The 21,176-nt window shown below is 55.5% G+C and carries 14 protein-coding genes; 10 read left to right on the top strand and 4 right to left on the bottom strand.

From position 1 onward, the window contains the following. Positions 1–19 precede the first annotated feature (19 nt). Complete coding sequence (locus ABC395_RS15640; protein WP_413006756.1) at positions 20–490, top strand: MarR family transcriptional regulator; 471 nt, start codon at positions 20–22, stop codon at positions 488–490. Between the two features lie 361 nt (positions 491–851). On the opposite strand, the gene ABC395_RS15635 is transcribed toward ABC395_RS15640, so the two are convergent. Together ABC395_RS15635 and ABC395_RS15630 are read right to left on the bottom strand one after the other, a co-directional pair. Next, the gene (locus ABC395_RS15635; RefSeq protein ID WP_413004499.1) at positions 852–1,277 is read right to left on the bottom strand and encodes an Rrf2 family transcriptional regulator; all 426 of its coding nucleotides are present in this window, start codon (positions 1,275–1,277) and stop codon (positions 852–854) included. Between the two features lie 103 nt (positions 1,278–1,380). Further along, the gene (locus ABC395_RS15630; RefSeq protein WP_413004497.1) at positions 1,381–1,695 is read right to left on the bottom strand and encodes a winged helix-turn-helix transcriptional regulator; all 315 of its coding nucleotides are present in this window, start codon (positions 1,693–1,695) and stop codon (positions 1,381–1,383) included. Between the two features lie 148 nt (positions 1,696–1,843). Between ABC395_RS15630 and ABC395_RS15625 the strand changes: the two genes are divergently transcribed. Beyond that, positions 1,844–2,611, top strand: a complete 768-nt coding sequence (locus tag ABC395_RS15625) for a DODA-type extradiol aromatic ring-opening family dioxygenase (RefSeq protein ID WP_413004495.1) — start codon at positions 1,844–1,846, stop codon at positions 2,609–2,611. A 72-nt stretch (positions 2,612–2,683) separates the two neighbouring features. Continuing rightward, on the top strand, positions 2,684–3,097 hold the full coding sequence (locus ABC395_RS15620) for a DoxX family protein (protein ID WP_413004493.1): 414 nt from the start codon (positions 2,684–2,686) through the stop codon (positions 3,095–3,097). A gap of 304 nt (positions 3,098–3,401) precedes the next feature. Here the strand turns inward: ABC395_RS15620 and cdaS are convergent, their stop codons facing one another. Continuing rightward, positions 3,402–4,019, bottom strand: a complete 618-nt coding sequence (gene cdaS, locus ABC395_RS15615) for a sporulation-specific diadenylate cyclase CdaS (protein WP_413004491.1) — start codon at positions 4,017–4,019, stop codon at positions 3,402–3,404. A 173-nt stretch (positions 4,020–4,192) separates the two neighbouring features. Continuing rightward, a complete protein-coding gene (locus tag ABC395_RS15610) occupies positions 4,193–4,399 on the bottom strand; it encodes a DUF1657 domain-containing protein (protein WP_413004489.1) in 207 nt (68 codons plus the stop codon). A gap of 201 nt (positions 4,400–4,600) precedes the next feature. Here ABC395_RS15610 and ABC395_RS15605 point away from each other — a divergent pair, with 201 nt between their 5' ends. The 7 genes from ABC395_RS15605 (at position 4,601) to ABC395_RS15575 (ending at position 20,736) form a co-directional block, all read left to right on the top strand. Then, entirely contained in the window at positions 4,601–5,461 is an 861-nt protein-coding gene (locus ABC395_RS15605) for a DUF421 domain-containing protein (protein WP_413004487.1), read from the top strand. 182 nt (positions 5,462–5,643) lie between these two features. Continuing rightward, on the top strand, positions 5,644–6,726 hold the full coding sequence (locus tag ABC395_RS15600) for a lactonase family protein (protein ID WP_413004485.1): 1,083 nt from the start codon (positions 5,644–5,646) through the stop codon (positions 6,724–6,726). Positions 6,727–7,050: 324 nt separating this feature from the next. Next, on the top strand, positions 7,051–8,517 hold the full coding sequence (locus ABC395_RS15595) for an exonuclease/endonuclease/phosphatase family protein (RefSeq protein ID WP_413004483.1): 1,467 nt from the start codon (positions 7,051–7,053) through the stop codon (positions 8,515–8,517). After that, positions 8,514–13,085 (top strand): DUF6603 domain-containing protein, encoded by a 4,572-nt coding sequence (locus tag ABC395_RS15590; RefSeq protein ID WP_413004481.1) that lies wholly within the window; start codon positions 8,514–8,516, stop codon positions 13,083–13,085. Before ABC395_RS15595 ends, ABC395_RS15590 begins: the two co-directional genes overlap by 4 nt. After that, complete coding sequence (locus ABC395_RS15585) at positions 13,078–15,456, top strand: hypothetical protein (protein ID WP_413004480.1); 2,379 nt, start codon at positions 13,078–13,080, stop codon at positions 15,454–15,456. Before ABC395_RS15590 ends, ABC395_RS15585 begins: the two co-directional genes overlap by 8 nt. Beyond that, positions 15,456–19,271: a hypothetical protein gene (locus ABC395_RS15580; protein WP_413004478.1), complete on the top strand. Its 3,816-nt coding sequence runs from the start codon at positions 15,456–15,458 to the stop codon at positions 19,269–19,271. Before ABC395_RS15585 ends, ABC395_RS15580 begins: the two co-directional genes overlap by 1 nt. Then, entirely contained in the window at positions 19,258–20,736 is a 1,479-nt protein-coding gene (locus tag ABC395_RS15575) for a hypothetical protein (protein ID WP_413004477.1), read from the top strand. The genes ABC395_RS15580 and ABC395_RS15575 overlap by 14 nt, the downstream gene beginning before the upstream one ends. Positions 20,737–21,176 lie beyond the last annotated feature (440 nt).

The following is a 21,176-nucleotide window of genomic DNA, read 5'->3' as shown; positions in this document are numbered from 1 at the left end:
GCTGGAGCTGACAGAGCTTATGCGTAAACTATCTACGCGTATCGTTCTTTTTCAACAAAATGCGGCACACTCCCTTGGGTTCATACATACCGACCTGAAAACGGCGGATATTCTGAACGAAAAAGGACCGGTCACGGCCGGAGAGCTGGCCAGGCTGACCGGATTGACGACGGGCACCGTCACGGCTCTGATCGACCGGCTGGAGCAGGCGGGATTCGTGCGCAGGGAAAAGGACCCTCAAGACGGCCGCCGCGTCATCATCGTTCCAGTCAAAGAGAAGCAGAATGAAATCGGGGCGCTGTACAGACCCCTGGGAAATAGGACCCGGGAATTGTGCCAGGAGTACACGGCGGACCAGCTGGATCTCATTAATACGTTTCTATCGCGGATGGTCGGCGTATTCGAACAGGCGAACGGCAGCGTGAGCGTAACCAAACAGGAGAGCTGTTCCTGTAAAAAAAGCGGCTCCGGCGGAAATGAGTCTCCGTAGGGCCCATCGGCTGCTCCAGCTAACAACGCGGGAAGCTGCCGGATGTCCCGCCCGGGTCCGGCTGCTCCCGGCAAATAACGCGTCATACCGCCGATTGACGGCTGTTCTGCCCGTACGTCATGCTGCTGCTTGACGGCAGTCCTGCCCGTACGTCAAAACTGCCGGGAGGTCCAGGGGCTTCTTAGGCGGGGGAGCTATGTCTCCGGCCCCTCGTCTCCGGTTATTCTTCCGCAGCGCACGCCAAAAAAGACATCAAACTTTCCCGGATCGGGAATGTTGATGTCTTTTTTGGCGATGAACGATGAATCCGCTTACACATACGTATGCTGGCAAAAGCCCGCCGTAACAATCCGCGGACGGGTTAGTCGCAGCGGGCAAGATCTCTTACGACATCGGCCAGCGTAGTACCGGCAAGCTCCCGTTCCATAGCGAGCTGCGCCCGGTTGAACTGGGTTTCGAGTGTGCTTTGGATGTTCTTGCCGACGGGACAGTCCGGGTTCGGATTCTCATGCATCGCGAACAGCTCGTCCTGCATGTCTCCCTGAACCGCCCGGTATATATCGAGCAGGGTAATTTCTGCGGGAGGACGGCCCAAAGCGGCACCGGCGACTCCCGGGCTCGTCCGGGTCAAGCCGGCTTTATTCAGCATGCCGGTAATCCGGCGGATGACGACGGGATTCGTATTGACGCTTCCGGCTATATACTCGGATGTGTTGCGTCCTTCTTTATTCAGCTCCAGCAGCGATAAAACGTGAACGGCTACGGCAAAGCGGCTGCTGATGGTCATGGGTCTCACCTCCGTCAAACAGATGCGGACGATAATCATTTACGCGCAAATGCGAACTCTCAATAGTATAGGTACGCGTATTCCCGCTGTCAATCCTCGCACGTCACTCGGGCTGAAGCCAAGCGGAAGACCAGTGTTCCACTCCACGGATAATCGGTTCCAGGGCAAGGCCTTTCTCGGTCAGCGAGTATTCGATCCTCACCGGCGTTTCGGGATACACATCCCGCCGGATAATCCCTTCCTGCTCAAGCTCTTTCAATCTTTCGGACAAAATTTTCCCGCTTAAAGGCAAATTCGATTCTATCGTACAAAAACGCTGCGGACCGGCTAAAAGCTGATAAACGATAAGTCCGGCCCAGCGTTTGCTGATGAGCTGCATTCCTTTTTCGAAACGGGGACATAAGTTTGATTGTTTCATCAGGCATCCCTCCTATCTCCAGTATACGCTCATTTAGCTAATAAAAATATAGTAACGGCAAATAAATAAATTACTTGATATTATAAAGTTACAATCATACACTAGGTTACGAAAAGTAACTTAATAAATTTTAAGGGAGGACCTGCACATGATTCCTTCGTTGTTTTTAGCTCACGGTTCACCGGCGCTGGCTATTCAAGATACGGAGTATACGTCATTTTTACGTGAACTGGGGCAAAAGTGGAAACCTAAAGCGATCGTCATTTTTACGGCTCACTGGGAGAGCGAGGTGTTGACCTTGACTTCGACGGACGGGACGTACGAGACGATTTACGACTTCTATGGTTTTCCGGACGATTTGTATAAGATCACTTATCCGGCCAAAGGATCTGCCGGGCTGGCTTCACGGCTGGCAGGAATGTTCCGGGAAAAGGGGATCGAGACCGTCACCGATTCCGGAAGAGGGCTCGACCACGGTTCATGGACCCTTCTTTACAAAATGTACCCCGAAGCGGACATTCCCGTCATCCAGCTCTCCGTCAACCCTTATCTTCCGCCTGAAAAGCAAATTCTTATCGGTGAAGCTCTGCGGGGACTCGGAGAAGAAGATATCCTGGTCATCGGGAGCGGAGTAACGGTCCATAATCTGCGGATGGTGAACTGGGGACAAGAAGAACCGGAGCCGTGGGCCGTCAAATTCGACGACTGGCTTATCGAACGCACGCTTACGCGGGATACGGACAGTCTGGTCCGTTACGAAACGCTCGCTCCCCACAGCCGGATGGCCGTGCCCAGAGCGGAGCATTTCGTACCGTTTTTCCTGGCGCTCGGCAGCGGACAAGAAAAAGCGGTTCCCCGGGTGATTTACCGGGATTATGAATTCGGAACCTTAAGTTACTTGTGCCTGCAGTTTTGATTCTGATTCCCGGGTGGGATCCATATGAATAAACCGAACCAAAATAAACCTATTAATGGGAGGATGTTAGTGATGAACGGAAAAACGGAAATCGGTCTGCTGATTGTCAGACTGGTGTTAGGGGTAACTTTTCTGGTCCACGGACTGGATAAATTTCAAAGCGGGCTGGGCAACATCGCCGGCTGGTTTGAGAGCATCGGACTTCCCGGTTTTCTGGCGTATGTAACGGCCTTTATCGAAACGGTAGGAGGAGCGGCGATCATTCTCGGCCTCGGAACCCGGATCGTCGCCGCATTGTTCGGCGTGCTGATGATCGGAGCGATGTTCAGCGTCAAATTTTCCGCCGGGTTTACCGGCAACGGCCAATCCGCGGGCTTCGAGCTGGATCTTGCGCTTTTCGCTCTTTCGCTGCTTCTCGTACTGACGGGCAGCCGCTATCTGGCGGTAGACGGTCTGTTCCCGGGCTCCCGGCAGTCGGAAAGCTGAGCGGATGCTTCGGAATCTGCGGAGAAGGTAAACTGTCCAGCTCATAAGGGCGCGGCCCTGTACAAAGCAGCGGTTTTACACGGCCCGGGGAATGCGGCTTAAACCGTGATCCGCAGTTCGAAAGCGATACACGCTGCCGGGTCAAAGGCGGCAAGCCTGGAAGCTTGCCGTCTGAGGCTGGCGAACCGGGCAAGGCTTCATTTCAAACGGGTGGTTGACTGTCGTCCGTCTTTATACGGCTTTACGTCCGGCACGAACTCAGCATCGAACGATGCTGGGTTTTTTTGCTGCGCGGGAGCACCTTTTACCGGGGAACGACCGGATACAAATACCCTCTGGAGGCAAAAGAAACACGGCCCGTTTCTTCCGAAACGACGAGGACGATGGCGTCGCTCAGCTCCGTAATGCCGATGGCCGCCCGGTGCCGCGTGCCGAGCTTGGGCTCCGCCTGGACGATATGGGACAGGGGGAGAATGTTTTTGGCGGAAACGATCTCATTAAACTTGATCAGGACGGCGCCGTCGTGCAGCGGTGTTCCCGGATAAAACAAAGATTCCAGCAAGGACTGTGTAACGGAGGCCCCGATATTCACCCCCGGCTGGATCAGCCCGTCGAGCGAGTCGTTGCGCTGTACGACAATCAAGGCGCCGTGACGCCGCTTGGACAAATTTTGTACACTGACGGACAGCTCCGTATATTTATCGGTAAAAGGGGAGAGGTAACAATTCAAATAGAAAGTGGAAGCCCGAGACTCGATATTCAGGAAATTTTCTTTAATGCCTTCAATTTCGCCCAGCATGCAGTGATTTTCCTCGTCGAGTGTCTGGATGCTCCGCTGAAGCCGGGAAATCAGCTTCTCCAGGTCGTCTTTCAAATGCTGCTTCATCGGTGAAAAATCGCAATCGGCATAAGGGATCGCCAAGAGGTTCACATCCTTTTCGCACAACGATAGTTGGTTTCATTGTTTGCATCCTTCCGGCATAATACACGTCCGCCGGGCAGCTAAGTCCTGCCACCTGCCAACTCGTTTCGGGTGAACGTATGAATGCAAACCAGCCCTGCCGTGCGAGCCGGCAGAGCTGCTTTTTAACGCGGTCAGAAACCTTGATATTGCGGTTCTTCGTTTTCCAGCTGCTCAACGCGTCCTTGTACTTGGGTCACGACTTGCTGAGTCGTTTTGGCGGCATCTTCGAACAGCGATTTCGCCTCCTGGTTTTGCGTGCTCAGGGCAAACGCCTCCAGGCTCGCTTGGGCGCTTTTCAGGGAAGCGAGGCAAGTTTTTACTTGGGAGCCTACGGTCATGGTCAACACCTCCTTGTCGAGAGTCGCTAAAAGAACAAAACGTAATCTAACCGCACCTAACCCGTTTCATTCACGTTTACGACTGGAAAGAGCGGCGGGCAAATGACGGCGCGAAAGAATAAAAGGATGCGGAAAAGGACAACTTTTTTAGGAACCGCACGGATGAATTTCAGGAAAGACGAAAGAAGGAGGGACCGGATCATGCCGGATTGGATCGTGGTTGCTTTGCGGACCGTGATGGTCATCGTGATTGTACTCGCCGCGGCGAAGCTGCTCGGGAAGAGGCAGAACAGCCGGTTGACGTTTTTTGAAGTGACGACGGGAGTCGCCGCAGCCGTCCTGGCCGTCTATATAACGCTGAACCGCACCGCCGACTGGTATTTGGGAATTATAGCTCTGCTTGTGTGGATTTTGGCCGCCGTCGGAATCGGTTTTCTCCAGTTGAAAAGCAAAGCCGCCCGGGATCTCATCGATAACCGGGAGACGATTCTGATCAAAAAAGGAAAGATTATGGAGGAGAACCTGAAGAAAGAACGGCTGACTACGGACGATCTGCTTCAGAGCCTGCGCCGGAAAAACGTATTCCAGGCAGCCGACGTCGAATTTGCGGTGATGGAAGCGAGCGGAGAAATCAACGTGCTTTTGAAAAAGGAAAATCAACCTCTGACCCCGAAGCATCTGGGCATCAAAGTCGGTCCGGCGGAAGAGCCGCAGGCCGTTATTATGGACGGCAAGGCGCTTGACGAGCCTTTGGCCGCCATCGGACTAAACCGGGGCTGGCTTCAGACGCAGCTGGAAACGATGGACGCGACCATCGACAACGTTTTTCTGGGACAGGTGGACTCGTACGGAGAGCTCTATGTCGATTTGTTCGACGACAAGCTGCAGGTTCCCCAGCCTCAGAAGAAAGCCGCTCTGCTCGCCCTGCTTAAGAAATGCGAGGCCGATATCGAGATGTTCGGCCTGTCCACAAACGATCCGGAAGCCAAACGGATGTTTGAGCAATGCTCCCGGTCCATGGAAGGGATGATTGCCGGTCTTAAACCGCTTTTGTCCCGATAGGAAGGGAGGGCGGGGCAGAGAAGCGTCCGGACACCCATCGGGGAAGTGTTTCCCTGTATGGGTGTTTTTCGTTTTGGCAGAACAAGTTTGATTTTTGCGGCAGGAAGCGTGTACATTTAGAGGAGAAAGCGCAGCACTTACATAACGGGTTGTTCAAGCATTTATCATGAGGAGGAATGTGAATGTCCGGTCAAGGAGAACGTTTGCTGGTCTTTGTCGGTTCTTATGCGGAACCGGAAGGTCCGGGTGTCTATGTGATGGAATTAAATGAGGAAACGGGCGGGCTCACGAAGCTGGATGAAGTATCCGGCCTTAAAAATCCGACGTTCCTGAATGTGGACGTGCAGGGACGCAAGCTCTACGCCATTTCGGAGGGAACGACGAGTGAGGGGGCCCGGACGGGTTCCGCGTACTCGTATACCGTCGATCCCGGGAAGGGAAGTCTGACGGAAATGAATCATGCCGTCACCGTAAACGCGCCGACCTGCCACATCCAGAGAGATGCGAGCGGACGCTACCTCGTTGTGGCGAGCTATCACGGTGGTCTCGTCGGTCTCGTCGAGCTGCGGGCGGACGGTACGATCGGCAGGTTGCTCGATGTGAAGCAGCATGAAGGCCACGGGCCCAACCCGGAGCGCCAGGAACAGCCTCATCCGCACTCGGCTTTCTTCAGCCGGGACAACCGGTTCGTGTTCGTGCCGGATCTGGGGCTGGACCGGATCGTATCCTATGCCCTGGACACGGAGAACAACGTGCTGAAGCCGCACGGGGAAACCGCTGTGCCGCCGGGTGCGGGTCCGCGCCATATGGCGTTTCACCCGGGCGGCAGGCTGGCGTTCGTTATCAACGAGATCGACTCCACCGTAACGTCGCTTCGCTATGACGAAGAGACGGGTGTGCTTGAGCCGATCGAAACGGTAACGACGCTGCCCGAAGGGTTCACGGGCGAGAACATCTGCGCCGAGATTCTGGTTTCCGAAGACGGCGCATTCGTATACGGCTCCAACCGCGGTCACAACAGCATCGTGGTGTTCGCGGTGGACGGGGCAAGCGGGAAGCTCACGCTTGTGGAACATGTGTCCGCGGAAGGCAAGCATCCGCGCAACTTCGCCTTAACGCCGGGCGGCGCGTTCCTGATCGCGGCAAACCGCGACACGGACAACATCGCGACGTTCCGTGTGGACCGCTCCAGCGGCAGGCTGCAGTATACCGGGCAATCGGCCGCGGTGTCGAAGCCGGTCTGCGTGCGTCCGGTTTATTTGTAAGAGCCGCGGGGCACGGCAGGAGCTCCTGCCGGCGTGTTCACGGCGCAGGAACTGGTATAGGATGAGAAGAATTTTCTCGATAGTCTGAGACTGCTTTTTTTGGCAGTCTCTTTTTTTTCTTTTCGCCCAACTAAAAGTTCGTTCGGTTCAAGAGTTATTAATAGTACAAAGAAAATAGAATAAGCGACAATTATTGCTATTTTCATACAAAATTCATTTATTTTCGTTAAAAAATGGTACTCCATTTCCGATAAATTATATAGGATCGATTTGCGGTCTTTGAAATTATTTGGGCCAGCCTTACGGAGAGCGGGGAGACCGGGTGTGTCGCATTCATTGAAGCTGTTGTCATGGAACATCGAGAAGTTTAATGCGGATAAAATGAATGATGATTTTTTTATCAAATATGTCGCGCGTGTCATCCGGCTTATGGAGACCGATGTCGCAGGCATCATGGAAATCGTCGGCTGGATCGGCAATGAAGTGTGCACCGCCATTGTCAATGAATTGAACCAGCAGGAGCAGCAACAGGGGACCAGCGTCATGTGGAACGGGCAGGCGAGCGAGATGACGCCCAGCGCGCCGAACGAGCAGTATGTATTCGTGTGGAAGTCGGGCTTGTTCAGTCTTGTGGAGTGGAAGCTGTGGAACGTGCTCGGCGAGAACGCGTTCGATACGTTTTTCGCAACCAACAATATTACCGATGAAGACGAGAAGTTCCAGGTGACCAAAAGCCTGGCTAAAAACGGTTGGATGAACGATTCATTCATGGTGCCTTATAGCGCTTATAGCAAGCTGGTAGCCGATCCGCAAAATTTGGATTGCACGAAAAAAAATCCGACGCTTAATTTGAGCGCTCAGCAAAAGCAGGATTTGTCGGCCATTCTCACAGCTTATTCTCCGGAAACCTTTCCGTATCCGAGGTCGCGGCCGCCGTTCATCTTGCGGGTAACGACGGCGGATACAAACACGGTCATTACCTTTGTTCTTTTCCATGCGCCCGGTCCGAGCGATTCGTCGCCGATCACGGCCAGCAATCAGATTAGTTTAATCGATCCGGTTATCCAGGCGGATGTAGGCGTCGTAATGGGCGATTTCAACGTCACCGAGGCATGGGCGAAAAGAACTTGGGCGCTGCAATACTATAATTGGGACTTGGGAAGGCTTCGTTACGTTCTGAACGACAGCGGCCAGTATATTTTTGCCGCGCCTTTCCAGCGTTTGTCCGGACCTGATTTCGCTTCCCAATCGACCACTCAACCGGCGCTGACGACGGTACAAAACTATAGTTTCCGGCTGCAGGACAATCTGACGAGTATGACCTCGACGCTGGTGGCCCCGGATGCGATCGCCGACACCACGGTGATGCAGTCCATATTGTCCAGTCCGTATGATAAATTTTTTGTCCGTTCCGCTCAGACGGACCCTTCCGATCCTTATGTGTGCAATTTGGTGGATCTGACCACTCCTAAGGAAGTATGGACCGGAACGATGGATACGGACGGCAATCCGGTCAACGAGACACGTTCTACGACGCCAAGCACGTATCAGCGGGATTTGAGCTCGCTGACGGCGGCTATTTACAACAATTGGTACAACCGTCATGCCGGCAAATCGTCAAGCCTTAATTTGCAGCAGATTCCGAAGCTGAACGTAAGGCCCACCACATTGCGGGAGGCGCAATATGCATATTATTACGCCATCAGTGACCATTTCCCGATCTGCATGGAGCTGAAGTACGCGGCGGACCCGAACTATGACATGACGGCGGAAGGAGCCGATTTCCAATGAGCTTGCTCGATATTTTGCTCGGCATGTACGACGCCGGAACGCAGCAATTGAATGTGAATATGACGGCGCTGGGCGCATGGACGGCTCCTTTGGCACAATCGTCCGGAAGCGGAGCATGGCAGTTCAGCGGTGTCGCACAGTCTCCGTCCGAACAAGCGGGAACGATTACCTTTGCTGCGTCCGGCTTGAAGCTTACGGGGACGACACCGCTGATCCTGTTTCCAGCCCAACAGTTTTCGTCTATTCAATGCGCCATTTATAACGCGGATACAAGCCCCGTTTTTGTTGTATCCGCTTTCGCTTCAACGAATTGGAATTTGGCTAATTCCTTTCCGGGCTTGCAAGGAACATTTTGGGAGGGGCTTGCGGTCAAAACGGACGATGCGTCCCGATTGCCCCGTCTGCTGCTTGCTTCGGGCACGGTTGTGGAACCAAGCCTGAATCGCAGCTTGTCTGCGGGCGTGTCCTTCTTTGCGGTGTTCGATGAGACGCAGGGGCTGTTCGCTCCAGCTTCGTGGATAGTCGGTTCGGCTCCCGTCGGCTTTGGCGCCATTGTGCCGGCGGCGGGGCTTGGCACTAGTCTGGATATAGGTTTAGAAATATCCACCTCCACGAACGGCTTCCCGGGTATTTTCAACGATTTGCAAATACCGCTTGCCGCCTCGCTATCGTTCGATCCCGCCGATCAGGACGCAACGCCCGGTTTGAGTTTCTCCGCCCAGTTAAGCTGGGGAGGGAAGCAGCAGACGCTGAGCGCCGTGCTGCCATCCGAATCGGGGGGAACGGTAGAAGTCGGACTGACCGGACAACTGGCGCTTCCCGGACAAGCGGAGCTTGCCGATTATTTTGGCGGGACAAGCCTTACTTCCTATTTGCCGGACCCGTTCAAAAATGCTATGAACAGCATTTGCATAAGCGGTTTGTATTTAGGAGTCGGTCTCGGGTCAAAAAAGCTGGAGTACGCGAAAGTGACGATATCGGCCTTTACAGATACTTCTCTTGAAATTATCGCGGACTATATTGAAGTCGAAAATATTGCGGTGTCGGTCACAGTCAACGATCCGTTCGGCAGCCGGTCGGCCGCATACCGCATGACCGGAGGACTGGATATCGGTGGCGTAGAGCTGGATGTTGCCGCCGATCTGGTGCCTACGATCGTGTCGCAGGTTCTGTCGGTCAGCGTCGATCTGGCGCAGGGGGAACAGCTGAATTTGACCGCGATCGCGGAGAAGTTCGGACTGCCCCCGGGAGCTCCGAGCGTCATGCTGACCGAGTTCCATATGGGAGGATCAACGGACGGCACGTTTTATGTGGGCGCTTCTTTGGAAGAAATACCGACCGGCAGCGGGCAGCAGGCTTTCGTTCTGAGCGACCTGATATTTGAACTGGACTACAGCAGCCAGGCGGAGCCGGCTGCTACATTCAGTATGACGGGATCGATGACGATCGCCGGGGTAGACGCGGTTCTGTCGCTGAGTGCCGGGAACGGCTGGGAAATTCAAGGGCAGACGGGGACGGATACGCCAATCCCTATCGGGACACTCATAGAAGATTTCGGAAATCGGTATGGACTTACATTCCCGAACCCGGTATCGGGTCTTGAGCTGCAAAATGTTGCGTTTACTTATGCGAAGACGGCCGGAGCTGCGCAGGGCAGTTTCTCGTTCAGCTGCGAGGGAACCTTTACAATCGATACCGCTCCGGTATCTGTCGCCGTCACGATCGACATGGAGCCGGATGCGACCGGGAACGGCTATCATTCGACATTCGGCGGAACGATAACGATCGGCTCGCTAACGTTCGCTTTGATTTTTGATACCGACAATATGCAGTCGGACATTTTCGCCGCTACCTTCAGCGCCGGCGGCAATTCGCCTTCATCCATTTCTGTTTATGGGCTTGTTTACGCTCTTTCGCCTGAAGCGGCTTCTGTCGTTCCGCAAGATTTGGAAGTGGAACTGAAGGACGTGAAGTTCATCTACTACAAGGATGCTGGCGGATCAAAATATGCGCTGGGCCTTGATTTGTCTGCCTCCTTCAGCTTGAGCGATTTGCCGCTTATCGGCAGCGATATGAGCGGAACGGATGCGTTCAAGGTGAACGATCTTCAGTTTCTATATGCGTCCCAGCCGTTCGACGCCGTAGAAGCCGGAGCGGTGAACGCACTGCTCCCGCAAGGAGTTTTTCCGCTGCCGTCCGCCGGCTTTGGCTCCGGCATGACTGTCGGAACCGAACTGCAATGGGGCGGGCAAACACAGACGTTCATGCTGGCCATGGGATCAACCTCCGCCGCCCGCACGCCCGCGACGAAAAGTTATGGCGCAGTGGGCAGCGTATCCGATTCAACGGCATCGGCATCCGCGCAATGGTTAAGCATCCAGCGTTCGTTCGGTCCGGTTGCTTTGAACCGGATCGGAGTCAGCTATCAGAATGGCCTGCTCTGGTTTTTGCTTGACGGTTCGCTGTCGGCGTTCGGGCTGACCATTACGCTAAGCGGAATGGGCTTTGGTTCTCCGTTATCGGCGTTCGAGCCGCAATTCTCGCTTCTCGGGCTCGGATTTGATGTGAAGGAAGGACCGCTGGAGATCGGCGGTGCCTTTTCTGAGGTATCGCCTGCACCGGACGGCACCGCTTTTTCCTATGAAGGCGGCGTCGTAATAGAAACGGAACGTTTCTCTATAGAGGGGATCGGCTCCTATGCTGAGTTGACGGACGGACAGCCTTCCATGTTTATATTTGCCACGGCCAGCGCGTCGCTTGGCGGACCGCCGGCGCTGTTTGTGACGGGCTTGTCTGCCGGTTTTGGATATAACAGCTCCATGGCGATGCCTGCGCCGGAGCAGGTGGCGGATTTTCCTTTGATGGCTTTGGCAGGGGGAGGGACGCCGCCGCCGCTCCTTGGGCTGTTGGCTGAGCTTGACGGAACGGCGGATTACGCGCCGGGCAAACGGCAAGCTTGGGTCGTGCCAAGTAAGGGCGACTCCTGGCTCGCCGCCGGCGTCTCTTTTCAATCCTTTGGGCTTATCCAGAGCCAAGCGCTTTTGCTGGGGAAATTCGGTAGTGATCTGGAATTTGCGCTGCTCGGAACATCCATGCTGCGTCTTCCAAAATCCGGCGATACGGTGTACGCTCAGGCGGAACTTGAGCTGCAAGCGATATGGAAGCCGTCGAGCGGATTTTTCGGTCTTACTGCCTTGCTGACCCCGGATTCGTTCGTGCTGGATCCGAGCTGTCATTTGACAGGGGGCTTTGCCTTTTACTTATGGTATGACGGACCGAACGCCGGACAATTTGTAGCGACATTAGGAGGCTATCATCCGGCGTTTCAGCCGCCATCCTATTACCCGTCAGTCCCTCGGCTCGGTATCAATTGGGCGCTCAGCGATCAGTTTCAAATCGAGGGGGATGCTTATTTTGCCATAACGCCGGGGGCGATTATGACGGGGGGAGCGCTCAAAGCGCTGTATCATGACGGCAATCTGAAGGCATGGTTCACGGCTAATGCCGATATGCTGATTACATTCAATCCATTCAGCTTTCAAGCGGATATTGGCGTAAGCATAGGAGCGTCTTACCGGATCAATCTGTTGTTTACGAGCAAAACGATCTCTGCGGAGCTTGGAGCGTCACTGGAGCTGTGGGGGCCGCCGACAGGGGGGAAAGCCCGCGTTCACTGGTGGATTATCTCCTTTACGATCGATTTCGGAGCGGATGCCAATGCCGCTCAGAACGACCCGCTTGCTTGGGAGCAGTTCAAGCCGCTTCTTCCGGCGCTCGACAGCGTTGTGACCATAAAAGCGGCGGGAGGGCTGGCACAGAGCCCGGCTGCCGGAACGAACGGAAGCGGCTCGAAGCCGGATGATACGGACCTTGGCTGGCTTGTACGGGCCGGAACCTTTAGCTTTACCACGCAAACCGCGTTTCCGGCAAGCCATTATGCGGCCGGTTCGAGCCTTGCCGCTATTCCGGATCCTGCCTATCCGAACGGATATTCCGTTCAGGTCCGGCCGATGAATACGACAGACGTGTCGGCTTTGCATCAGATTGTCATTGAACAGGGCGGCAGCGAGATCGACTTGTCAGGCTGGACGTTTGCGCCATACGGCTCGAACTTGCCGTCCGCGCTATGGGGAGAGCCGCTTAAAGATGCGGCCGGACAGTTTGTGCTTAACCCGCAGGTGCCCAGCGCCGATACGGTGGCGAATGTGCCTTCCGGATTAGCGGTTTCTCCTCCGCAGACGGAGCTCGGATCTTCCCGCTCGGCGCTATCCGGCGAACTGCTCGCTTTTGAGGATTTATCGCCGCAGGGTGAAATGCCGCTTGCTTTGTCTGCCCAGGCGGAGCCGCTCTATGTTCCGGTATTCGCCGAAGATACGCCGGATTCAATAGCAGCCATTATGGGAACTGCGATGCAAAATAGGAACAGCATTTATGAAGTGTTAAGCGGATTGCAGATTTATACGGGCAACAACGGTTCGCTTGCAGGGCTCGCTTCGCAGGCGGACAGCTTGTACTGCGACTCTCCGCTGCAGGTTGCCGCCGCAGGAAGGAGCAGGCGAGATGGCTGACAGTTTGCCGATTGGAGATATTCGATTTTACGACAATAAGATACCGGGGCTGGAAGCCGGCACATATACGGTAACGGTAAGCCACCAAATCGAAGGGCTGGGATTGTCGGCGGCGGAGCAGCAGCAGTTAACGGCTGTGCAGTCGTTCACGGTGTCTGGTCCGCAATTTGCGCTTGACGCTTCGGAAATCCACAGCGTCGTGCCGCCCGCGACCGCATCGGGTGATTTCGGTGGCGAATTGCCGCATATTGTGCTGAACGAGCCTATTCTTCCGTGGGAGAGGAGAATGAGCGCGGCCGGAACGCCGTGGCTCGGCTTGTTAGTTTTCAAAGAGGGGGAATTGCTTCCGGGCGATCCCGACGCGACGGATGCCGCGACCTGCGCCATCCGGACGACTGCAGGCGATTTTATGGCCTTGCAGGGAAGCGGAGATATTCTGATACCTCCGGGTCTTGTAAAAGATCCGGCTGTGCCCGACAGTCTTCCTTGCAGGTATATCCAGATGAGCAAAGAGCAATTTCAGGCGATGACGCCTTACGCTGCCGAGCTTCCCTACTTGGCGCATGTGAGGGAGATCAACGCCGGGGATAAGGCTTCAGCAGGGGACGACGGCTGGTATGGCGTCGTCGTTGCGAACCGGCTCGTGGCGTCCGATCAGGACGGCGGGAATTATACCGTTCATCTCGTATCGTTCGAGGGGATGGAAAGCATGATGGCGGCGGATGCCTCTATTGCACAGCCGACCGTGGCGCTGTTATCGCTGACTTCCTGGTCGTTCCGCTGTCTGTCGTCAGACGGCGAAAACTTTGGAGGGCTTGCGGCGGGAATTGCGCAAGGCGGCATGTCCGGCGGAGAGTACAATCCGGATCTGCTCTGGCTGCGCCATCCGCAAGCCGGTCAAGTGACGGCCGGCGATGCCGCCCATACCGAAACGGCAAACCGGCTGATGAACGGCTACGTGGCGCTGCCGTACCATACCCGCACCGGCGAGGATACTTTTGCATGGTATCGGGGGCCACTCGCTCCGGCGGTGCCGGCAACGCTTGCCAAAAGCACACCGTTTCTGTCGTCGGACGCCGCTTTGATCTATGATGCAGGCAACGGCCTGTTCGATTGCTCGCTTGCTTCCGCTTGGGAGATCGGCCGATTTATGGCGCTTGCCGACGAAAGCTTCGGACGCACGCTCCTCCAGTACCGGCAGCAGAGCACGGGACTTACGCAAAAGCTGTATGCGCATGCGGAGGCTCACGGGCTGACGGAAGCCGGCGATTTGCAAAAGCTTGCGCATCCCGGAGCTGTCAAGCATTCATGGCTGGACACGCTTGCAAAAGATCTCGGACGGTTGATAGGAAGGAAGCATTCTGCGGAATCCGCGGAATCTGAGCAAGCATCCGTTACAGCGTCATCCGGCGCTGTCCGCAAGCGGGGGGAATCTCCGTCTTCGGACCGGACGGCTTCACTGCGCCGGTTCATGCAGCAGGAGGATATTCGTCAAATGGTGCGTGACGGCGCATCGGAGCCGCTGCAAGCGGCAGCGGCTTGGATTGCCCGCAAAATGCTGCTGGAGAATGTGCCGTTCGGTCATTTGGTTCCTATAGAATCGATGCTGCCGCCGGAATCCATTCGCTTCTTTTACATGGATATGAATTGGATGGATGCGATGCTTGACGGGATGATGTCCGTTGCGATGCAATCCCGCCTTGATACGCTCGCTTATCAGCTTGACAAAGAAGCAATCGTAGCGGCTGTTAAGAGCAATCTGGAAAGCTACGTGAACGGGCTTCAGGGGGACGGAGCCGATCCCGGTCCAGACGGGGAAACGCGTGTAGCGGGCTTTTTACTCCGATCTGCCCTAGTGTCGGGTTGGCCCGGAATGCCGGTGCGCGCATTCGATGCCCAGGGCAATGCGTTAAAGCTTCTTCGTCTCTCCCGGCTTTCTTCCGGCATCATGCTCGCATTGTTCTGGGGGGTGCCGTCCAGTCTGGCGTTCAGCGAGCCTCAGGAAAGCTTACGCTTCGGTATAGACGATAGCGGTTCCCTTGATTTGCGCAGCCTTTCAACTGCTAACGCGCAATATCCGTTCGGCAGCGAACTTGGCATCCATTTGCCGCTGTCCGGGAATTATTTGCGGAACGGGGAGTATTTGAATTTGAATCCGGACGATCCGAACGGACTTGTCCAGTCCGTCGCCGGGCTGTTATCTCAGAAGCTGGCGGAAGGGGCGCTTGCTATAAGCCCGTCCGATCTGGCGCTGCAGCTGGTTAAGGCGCCGGAGCGGCAAATATTTGTGCCTGACAGCTCGGCTTCCGCCTTGTCGGAAAACGGCAAGCAGGAACGGGAGACAGGGCGTAACCGAGGAGGGAACGATTAATGGCCGATCCGATTGTGCTTGTGCCAATGGAAGTAAGCGCCTTATCGGCGAACGCATATGTGCTGCAAAATCAGCCGTTCCGCCGATGGGAGGAGACATACGGCAATATTGCTCAATTTGACAGCGCGGAGCCGGGACCAACCGACGTGACGGGCGGATTCGGAAGCTCCAACACCGGTGTTTATTTGCATTGGAAGCTGCCGGACGCTTGGACGCACGGGCGCCAGCAGCCCGATTCGCAACAGGTGGAGTATCCGGTAACTCCGAACCGCTGGCTTATCGTACGGCTAAGCGGCCCGCTGGACGCAAGAACGGCACTCGCTTTCGTTGTGGAAAGCGACGCCCCCGGAACGGCCGATTCCAGTGTCTGGCTGTTCGATCCCGACATTGTATCCGCATGGGAGGGTAGCGCCGATCCGCTGCGTCAGCAGGCAGGCAGCGCTTTGAGCGGTGCGGGACCTTTTATAACGGGCATGCTTGGAAGGTCCTTTCCGCTTACGGACTGGAAGGAGCAGGGAATTGAGCAATTGTTCGTAACAGCCGTTGCTCCGGGCAACCATCTGTTTAGCGCTTATCAAAGCCATTGCCGCGAAGTTTTTTCGTTTTACGATGCGCTTGCAGACGTCACGGAGCCTGACAGTATTCTCAGCTACCTGGTAGCGGGATGGTATTCCAATTCAGCCTCGGACCCGGTCGCTTCTTGTTTGAACGGGCAAACGGGGGATGAAGCGGAGCAGCTTCTGTCGGCGCTGTTGTCCGGCTATGGCTGGTCGCTTGATAGAGCCGAGGGCGATCCGCTTCCGGCGGGAACGGTCTGCCATGGCATGGTATACGGGGTGGATTGGCAGCCTCAAGGCACGATGCAGACGGTAAAAGACCGCTTTACGGCCGCAGGCGGGTCGATCAGCGTTGCGGTGGGAAATACGTCCAACGACGCTTTTGCCGCTATGATCGGGCAGCAGCTTCAGTCGCTGTCCGCAGGGGGCAATGAGGAGGCGGCGCAAATAGTAGCGGAGCAGCCGAATGCAGCCGCACTGCTTGAAGCGTTCCAGTATAACTTGCTGCACTTGGCCGACAGCGGCGATTGGACCGGGCTTGATTACCGGATTCGGCAGGAGTGGTTCGGCTCAAAAGCCGGGGGTTACCGCTGGACAATCGTTGATATTGACGCGGGGGATTCCGGAACGGGCGAAGGCGTGAACGACGAGAGCTGGCTGACCGGGCTGAATGCGGATCAAGCGGCCTTCGACGCGGCTCGTCTTCAATTGCACGATGCACAGTGGGAGCTGTACGCGACATGGTGGAAGGAGGGGCGTTTTGCTACTTATCCCGGCTTTGCGCAGCCTTCCGGCGTTACTCAGGCCCAATTTGCGATGGCGCTCGCAGCGGAAAACGATCCTTCGTACAATCCGGATCAGCTGCCCGGGCCGGCCAATATATACAGCGCGCCGAAAAAAGTGCTGGATTTGGCGAATCTTCTTAGCGGCACACTTGCTCCGAAGGTGCCTCAGCCAGTATATGCGGATGCGGCCACTACGCCTGAAGACGCGTTTCAGGCCGGTATCGCCGTTTTTGAGCAGCAATTGAGAGCGGAGGGCCTGCTGGCGCAAAACCGGGGGCTTAAAGCTGCGGCAGAGCCGAGATTTTGGCAAGCGCAAGATCCCGTCGTTCTGATTTCGGGAGCCGGCAATACGGCCGAGATTCCGCAGGCCGGCAGCCAGCTCCCGTGCCGAATGACCGCACAAACGATTGCCGGGCTTCAGAATGGCGGGACCGTTATTCCGGCTTCGTCCATTGCCGGATTGCCGGCTTTTCCGGCTTCGGCTGGAAATTTGGCAGAGATGCTGCAAGGCGCTTATAGTTCGGCTGATTTTGCCGCGGCGGTGTCGGCAGCGGCAGGGGCCTTGTTTACCGAGTGGCTTTTGTGCGATCCCGACAATGCGGCATCCATTTCCGTCCCCTATCCGGCGTTTACAAGAGAAAGGCTGGCCGAGCACAACCCATCCGATTTTGAAGGGGTGCTTCCGGCGCTGCTGCCGGAACAATGGTCGCAGCCATGGAATCCGTTCATGCTGAAATGGGTCGCAGAGTGGTATCCGCTTCCTTCCGGCGGCAGCAACTGGACCTTTCAAGGGACGGATTACGCTTATACAGGAGGAAGCCAGACGCTGACTCCACAGGCGATAGGCGGGGATTGTCTGCTTACGCCTCAAACAGCGTTCTTGTTCAGGAACCGGCTAATGCAAGCGGCCGCCGCGGGCGGCGATCCCGCCGATGCGGCGCTTGGGCAGCTTGCCGACTTGATCGGGGAAACGGACCGGTGGGATTTCATCTCCCAGCGCCTTAGCGGCTTCGGGGATCAGCTGTCGCTGCGCGATTCGCGAACGAATCAAGCGCCGGCTGCGGGTGTCGCCTTTACGTTCGACGACGGCACGACACACACGCTCGCCGAGCTGACCGGCAATCAATTCGACCGTCTGCCGCTTATTCTGAATACAGGCGGCACGACACCGTTTCAGGCCGTCCGGCAAGGACAGTTCTGTTTTTCTTATTTAGCGTTGTACGACGCTTTCGGTCAGGTGCTGGAAGTTGTGGGCGATTCCGGCCTGACGAGCTCGTCGCTGTTCGCGCCTGTTGCGGCAGAAGGTCTGAAGCCGAACACTCCGGTCGTGCAGGCCAATCCGCAGCGTTTTCTCCAATTGCCGCCTCGGCTGCTTCAGCCGTCGCGTCTTGATTTCCGCATGGTCGATGCGAACAATCCAGACCGGCCGGCCGATCTGGATTCTGGCGCCAATCCGGTTGCCGGCTGGCTGATTGCGAACCATTTGAACGGATCGGTAGCTATTTATGGCGCGAATGGGGATGCGATCGGCGCGGTCAGCCAAAAAATCGGTGCGCATGGTGCGCCGATTCTGAGTTTGGCATTCGCTCCGGATGGCGGCTATCAGTCGCTTGCCGAACTGACGGAGGCTTCTCCGCAGCTGGCCGCGATGCTGCAGGGGCTGCTTGCGCAGAGCGCAGCCGCTTTTGAAGATTTTCTGGAAGCGATCGACAATACGCTCTGGACGGTAGATCCGGCCTCGGTCGGCTTGGACGAAAGTTTGAGCATCTTGTCCGGCAAGCCGCTTGCCCTTGTCCGCGCTGGTATGCAGCTTTCTTTGGCTGATCAGCCTCTTGCCGATACTAGCTGGGCGGCTACGTTCTATCCGCCGGTACCGGATTTCGTCGTCCAGCCGTTCGAGGTGAGACTGGGGGATTCGGCTCTTCGCGAAGATGGACTCGTCGGTTACTTTTTGAACGGATCGTTTGATTCGTTCTATTGCGTGCAGCCGCCCGCCGAGGCGGACGGGTATTTGATTGCAATCGGGCAAGGGCAGTATATCCCACTTCGTTTTGACGGCAAGACAAGCGCAGACCTGCTCATGCTCGTCGATCCGATGTCGGCCGTCCACGCTTTTACCGGCATTCTTCCCGCCCAGCCGGTCAAATTGGACAGGCGTTTCTTCGATACGGCTATAGACCGGTTGTCCGTCCGATTACCGGTAGGGCCGATGCTGACGGCGGTGGGGCCCAATCCTCAGCCTATATCGGCTCCGTCAATGCCCGCCAGCGCCGTCAAGATTCCGGTTCCGGTAGAACGGGGGAATTCGTGGACCTGGATGGAGCTTGCGGCGGCGGACGAGATAACGATACAGAGGCTTGCAGTGACAGATACGGATGGGAGAGCGGTTATAGACGGCAGCGATCGCTCCTTGAGAGAAGGACAGATGGTCGTTCAATTGAAAAAGGAGGAAGAGAAGCATGAACGAAAATGAATATGGAGCAGTCACGGACGCTCCGGTATTGCTGACCTATACGATTATGACCGACCCGGCGCCGCTGTCGGCGAGCACGCCGACCTACAATTCTTACGGTACGATTACGGTGACGGTATCTCCCGCCGCAGCGAGCGTTTATTGCAAAGAAATAGATATTTATATTCCATCCGGCATTGTCAGCCGGACAGATCAATTCGTCGCTTCCACCGACAGCAGCAATTGGCAGACGCATGTGGGGAATGAGGTTCCGGGCAGTCAGGTAGGGCTTAATCCCCGTCTCAGCTATGTGCAAGTTAAATTTATGTGCAAATCGCCGGAGTTCTATTTGTTTACCAGTCCGGTCAATCTGACCGTAGGGATACAGCAATTGACGCAGCAGCCGGGATGGATCGGAAGTCTCGGCCTGACCGAAATGTCGACAAACGATTCGAGCCAGCCCTACATTTTGCGGTCGATGACATTCGGGGTTTCGGTTGGCGCGGCTCTGTTGTTTGCGCGCAACTTCACGGCAAGCGCAGCTGACGGAGGAGCCTCTCCGGCGGGCGTTTTTACGAACGGTCAGCCGATCCGGCTAAGCTGGGAAAGCAACGGAGCCGAATTCCAAATCTTTGAGGCCGCGGGCTCGGGTCCGCTTTATACCGGTACGGATAATTCCTTCAAGCTGTCTTCGGGACTCGCGAAGACGACGACCTTCATTCTGGCTGCCAGCCAAACCGATCTCCGAGCCGAAACGCAGTATATTTACGATAGCGTCACCGTTGTCATTTCGAATGAAGATTCAACCCCTCATTCCGTTACGGCAGCCGGTACAGTATCGGGTGCATTAGTGGAATCGACAGGGGAAATGTCAACTCAAGGCAAGTTTACCGCCAGCGGGGGAGCCAGCTTGGAAGGCCAAATAGACGTGATCGGCAATTTGACTATGACGGGTCCCGCGCATCTGTACGGCCCCTTGAACGTAGAGGGGGATATCCAAAGCAACGGGAATGCCCTGCTCGGTGCTACGTCTATAAACGGAACACTGTCGGCGACCAATACGGCGGCATTTCAGTCCGTCGTCGTTTCAGGCCTGCTCGGCTTGAGGGGCGGCAGCAATATATTCGGCGTTCCTATGTCTCTGTCGAGTGACAACAGCGTTATCTATATGGCTCATACAGACGGCTATGCCATAGCGACCATCACCCCTCCGGGAGGGGATATTTCCTCGACGATTTCGACTTGCAACGTTACTTTGCAGGCCATAATAGGAGGGAAGATTGTATATGGAATGTCAGTAACGGGAGGCTTGGCGACCGCATACAACTCCAGTTGGACAACGGTCAATTGGTATAGTCCGAACAGCATTACGATGCCTGTGCCGCAAGGATATAGATGGCAAATCTTGGTTAATCAGTACAGCGGAAATGACAAAAACCCGACCGTTTCGCTGTACTGGATTCCGCTCGGCAACAATGAAGGTTAGGGTTGATGAGTATTTCCTGAAGCCCGCAATAAAGGAACTATCTTATTCAGAAAGGAGGCCAATCGGACATGACGCATATCATTCAGACAAGAAGTGCTGCCAAGTCGCACTTGAATATCCCGTTCATTGTTCATTGGCCTCTACGGGCACCTGCAAGAGACAGGCTGAGACAGCGTTATTCCGATGCAACCGGAAGCCGCGCAGCCAGCCTTGTATTTGCAAAAAAGACCGTAAGCCTTTGGGCTTGCGGTCTTTTTTGCAAGCAGAAGAAAATAAAGCTCTAGACTAAAAATAAAGTGTTTTCTTAGTTAAGATTAAAGACGTACTGCAGTCTTCAGAGTTCACTGAATTTGTTAAAGGAAGTACGATCGCAGAAAAAAGAGGTCGAACCAGTAAGTTCCGGTGACCTCAAATCCGATCGGTTAGGTTATGAATTCATG

Source organism: Paenibacillus canaveralius, from assembly GCF_047238265.1.
GTDB lineage: Bacteria > Bacillota > Bacilli > Paenibacillales > NBRC-103111 > Paenibacillus_F.
Note: the sequence above shows the minus strand (reverse complement) of the source record. Positions and strands in the feature narration are given on the sequence as shown.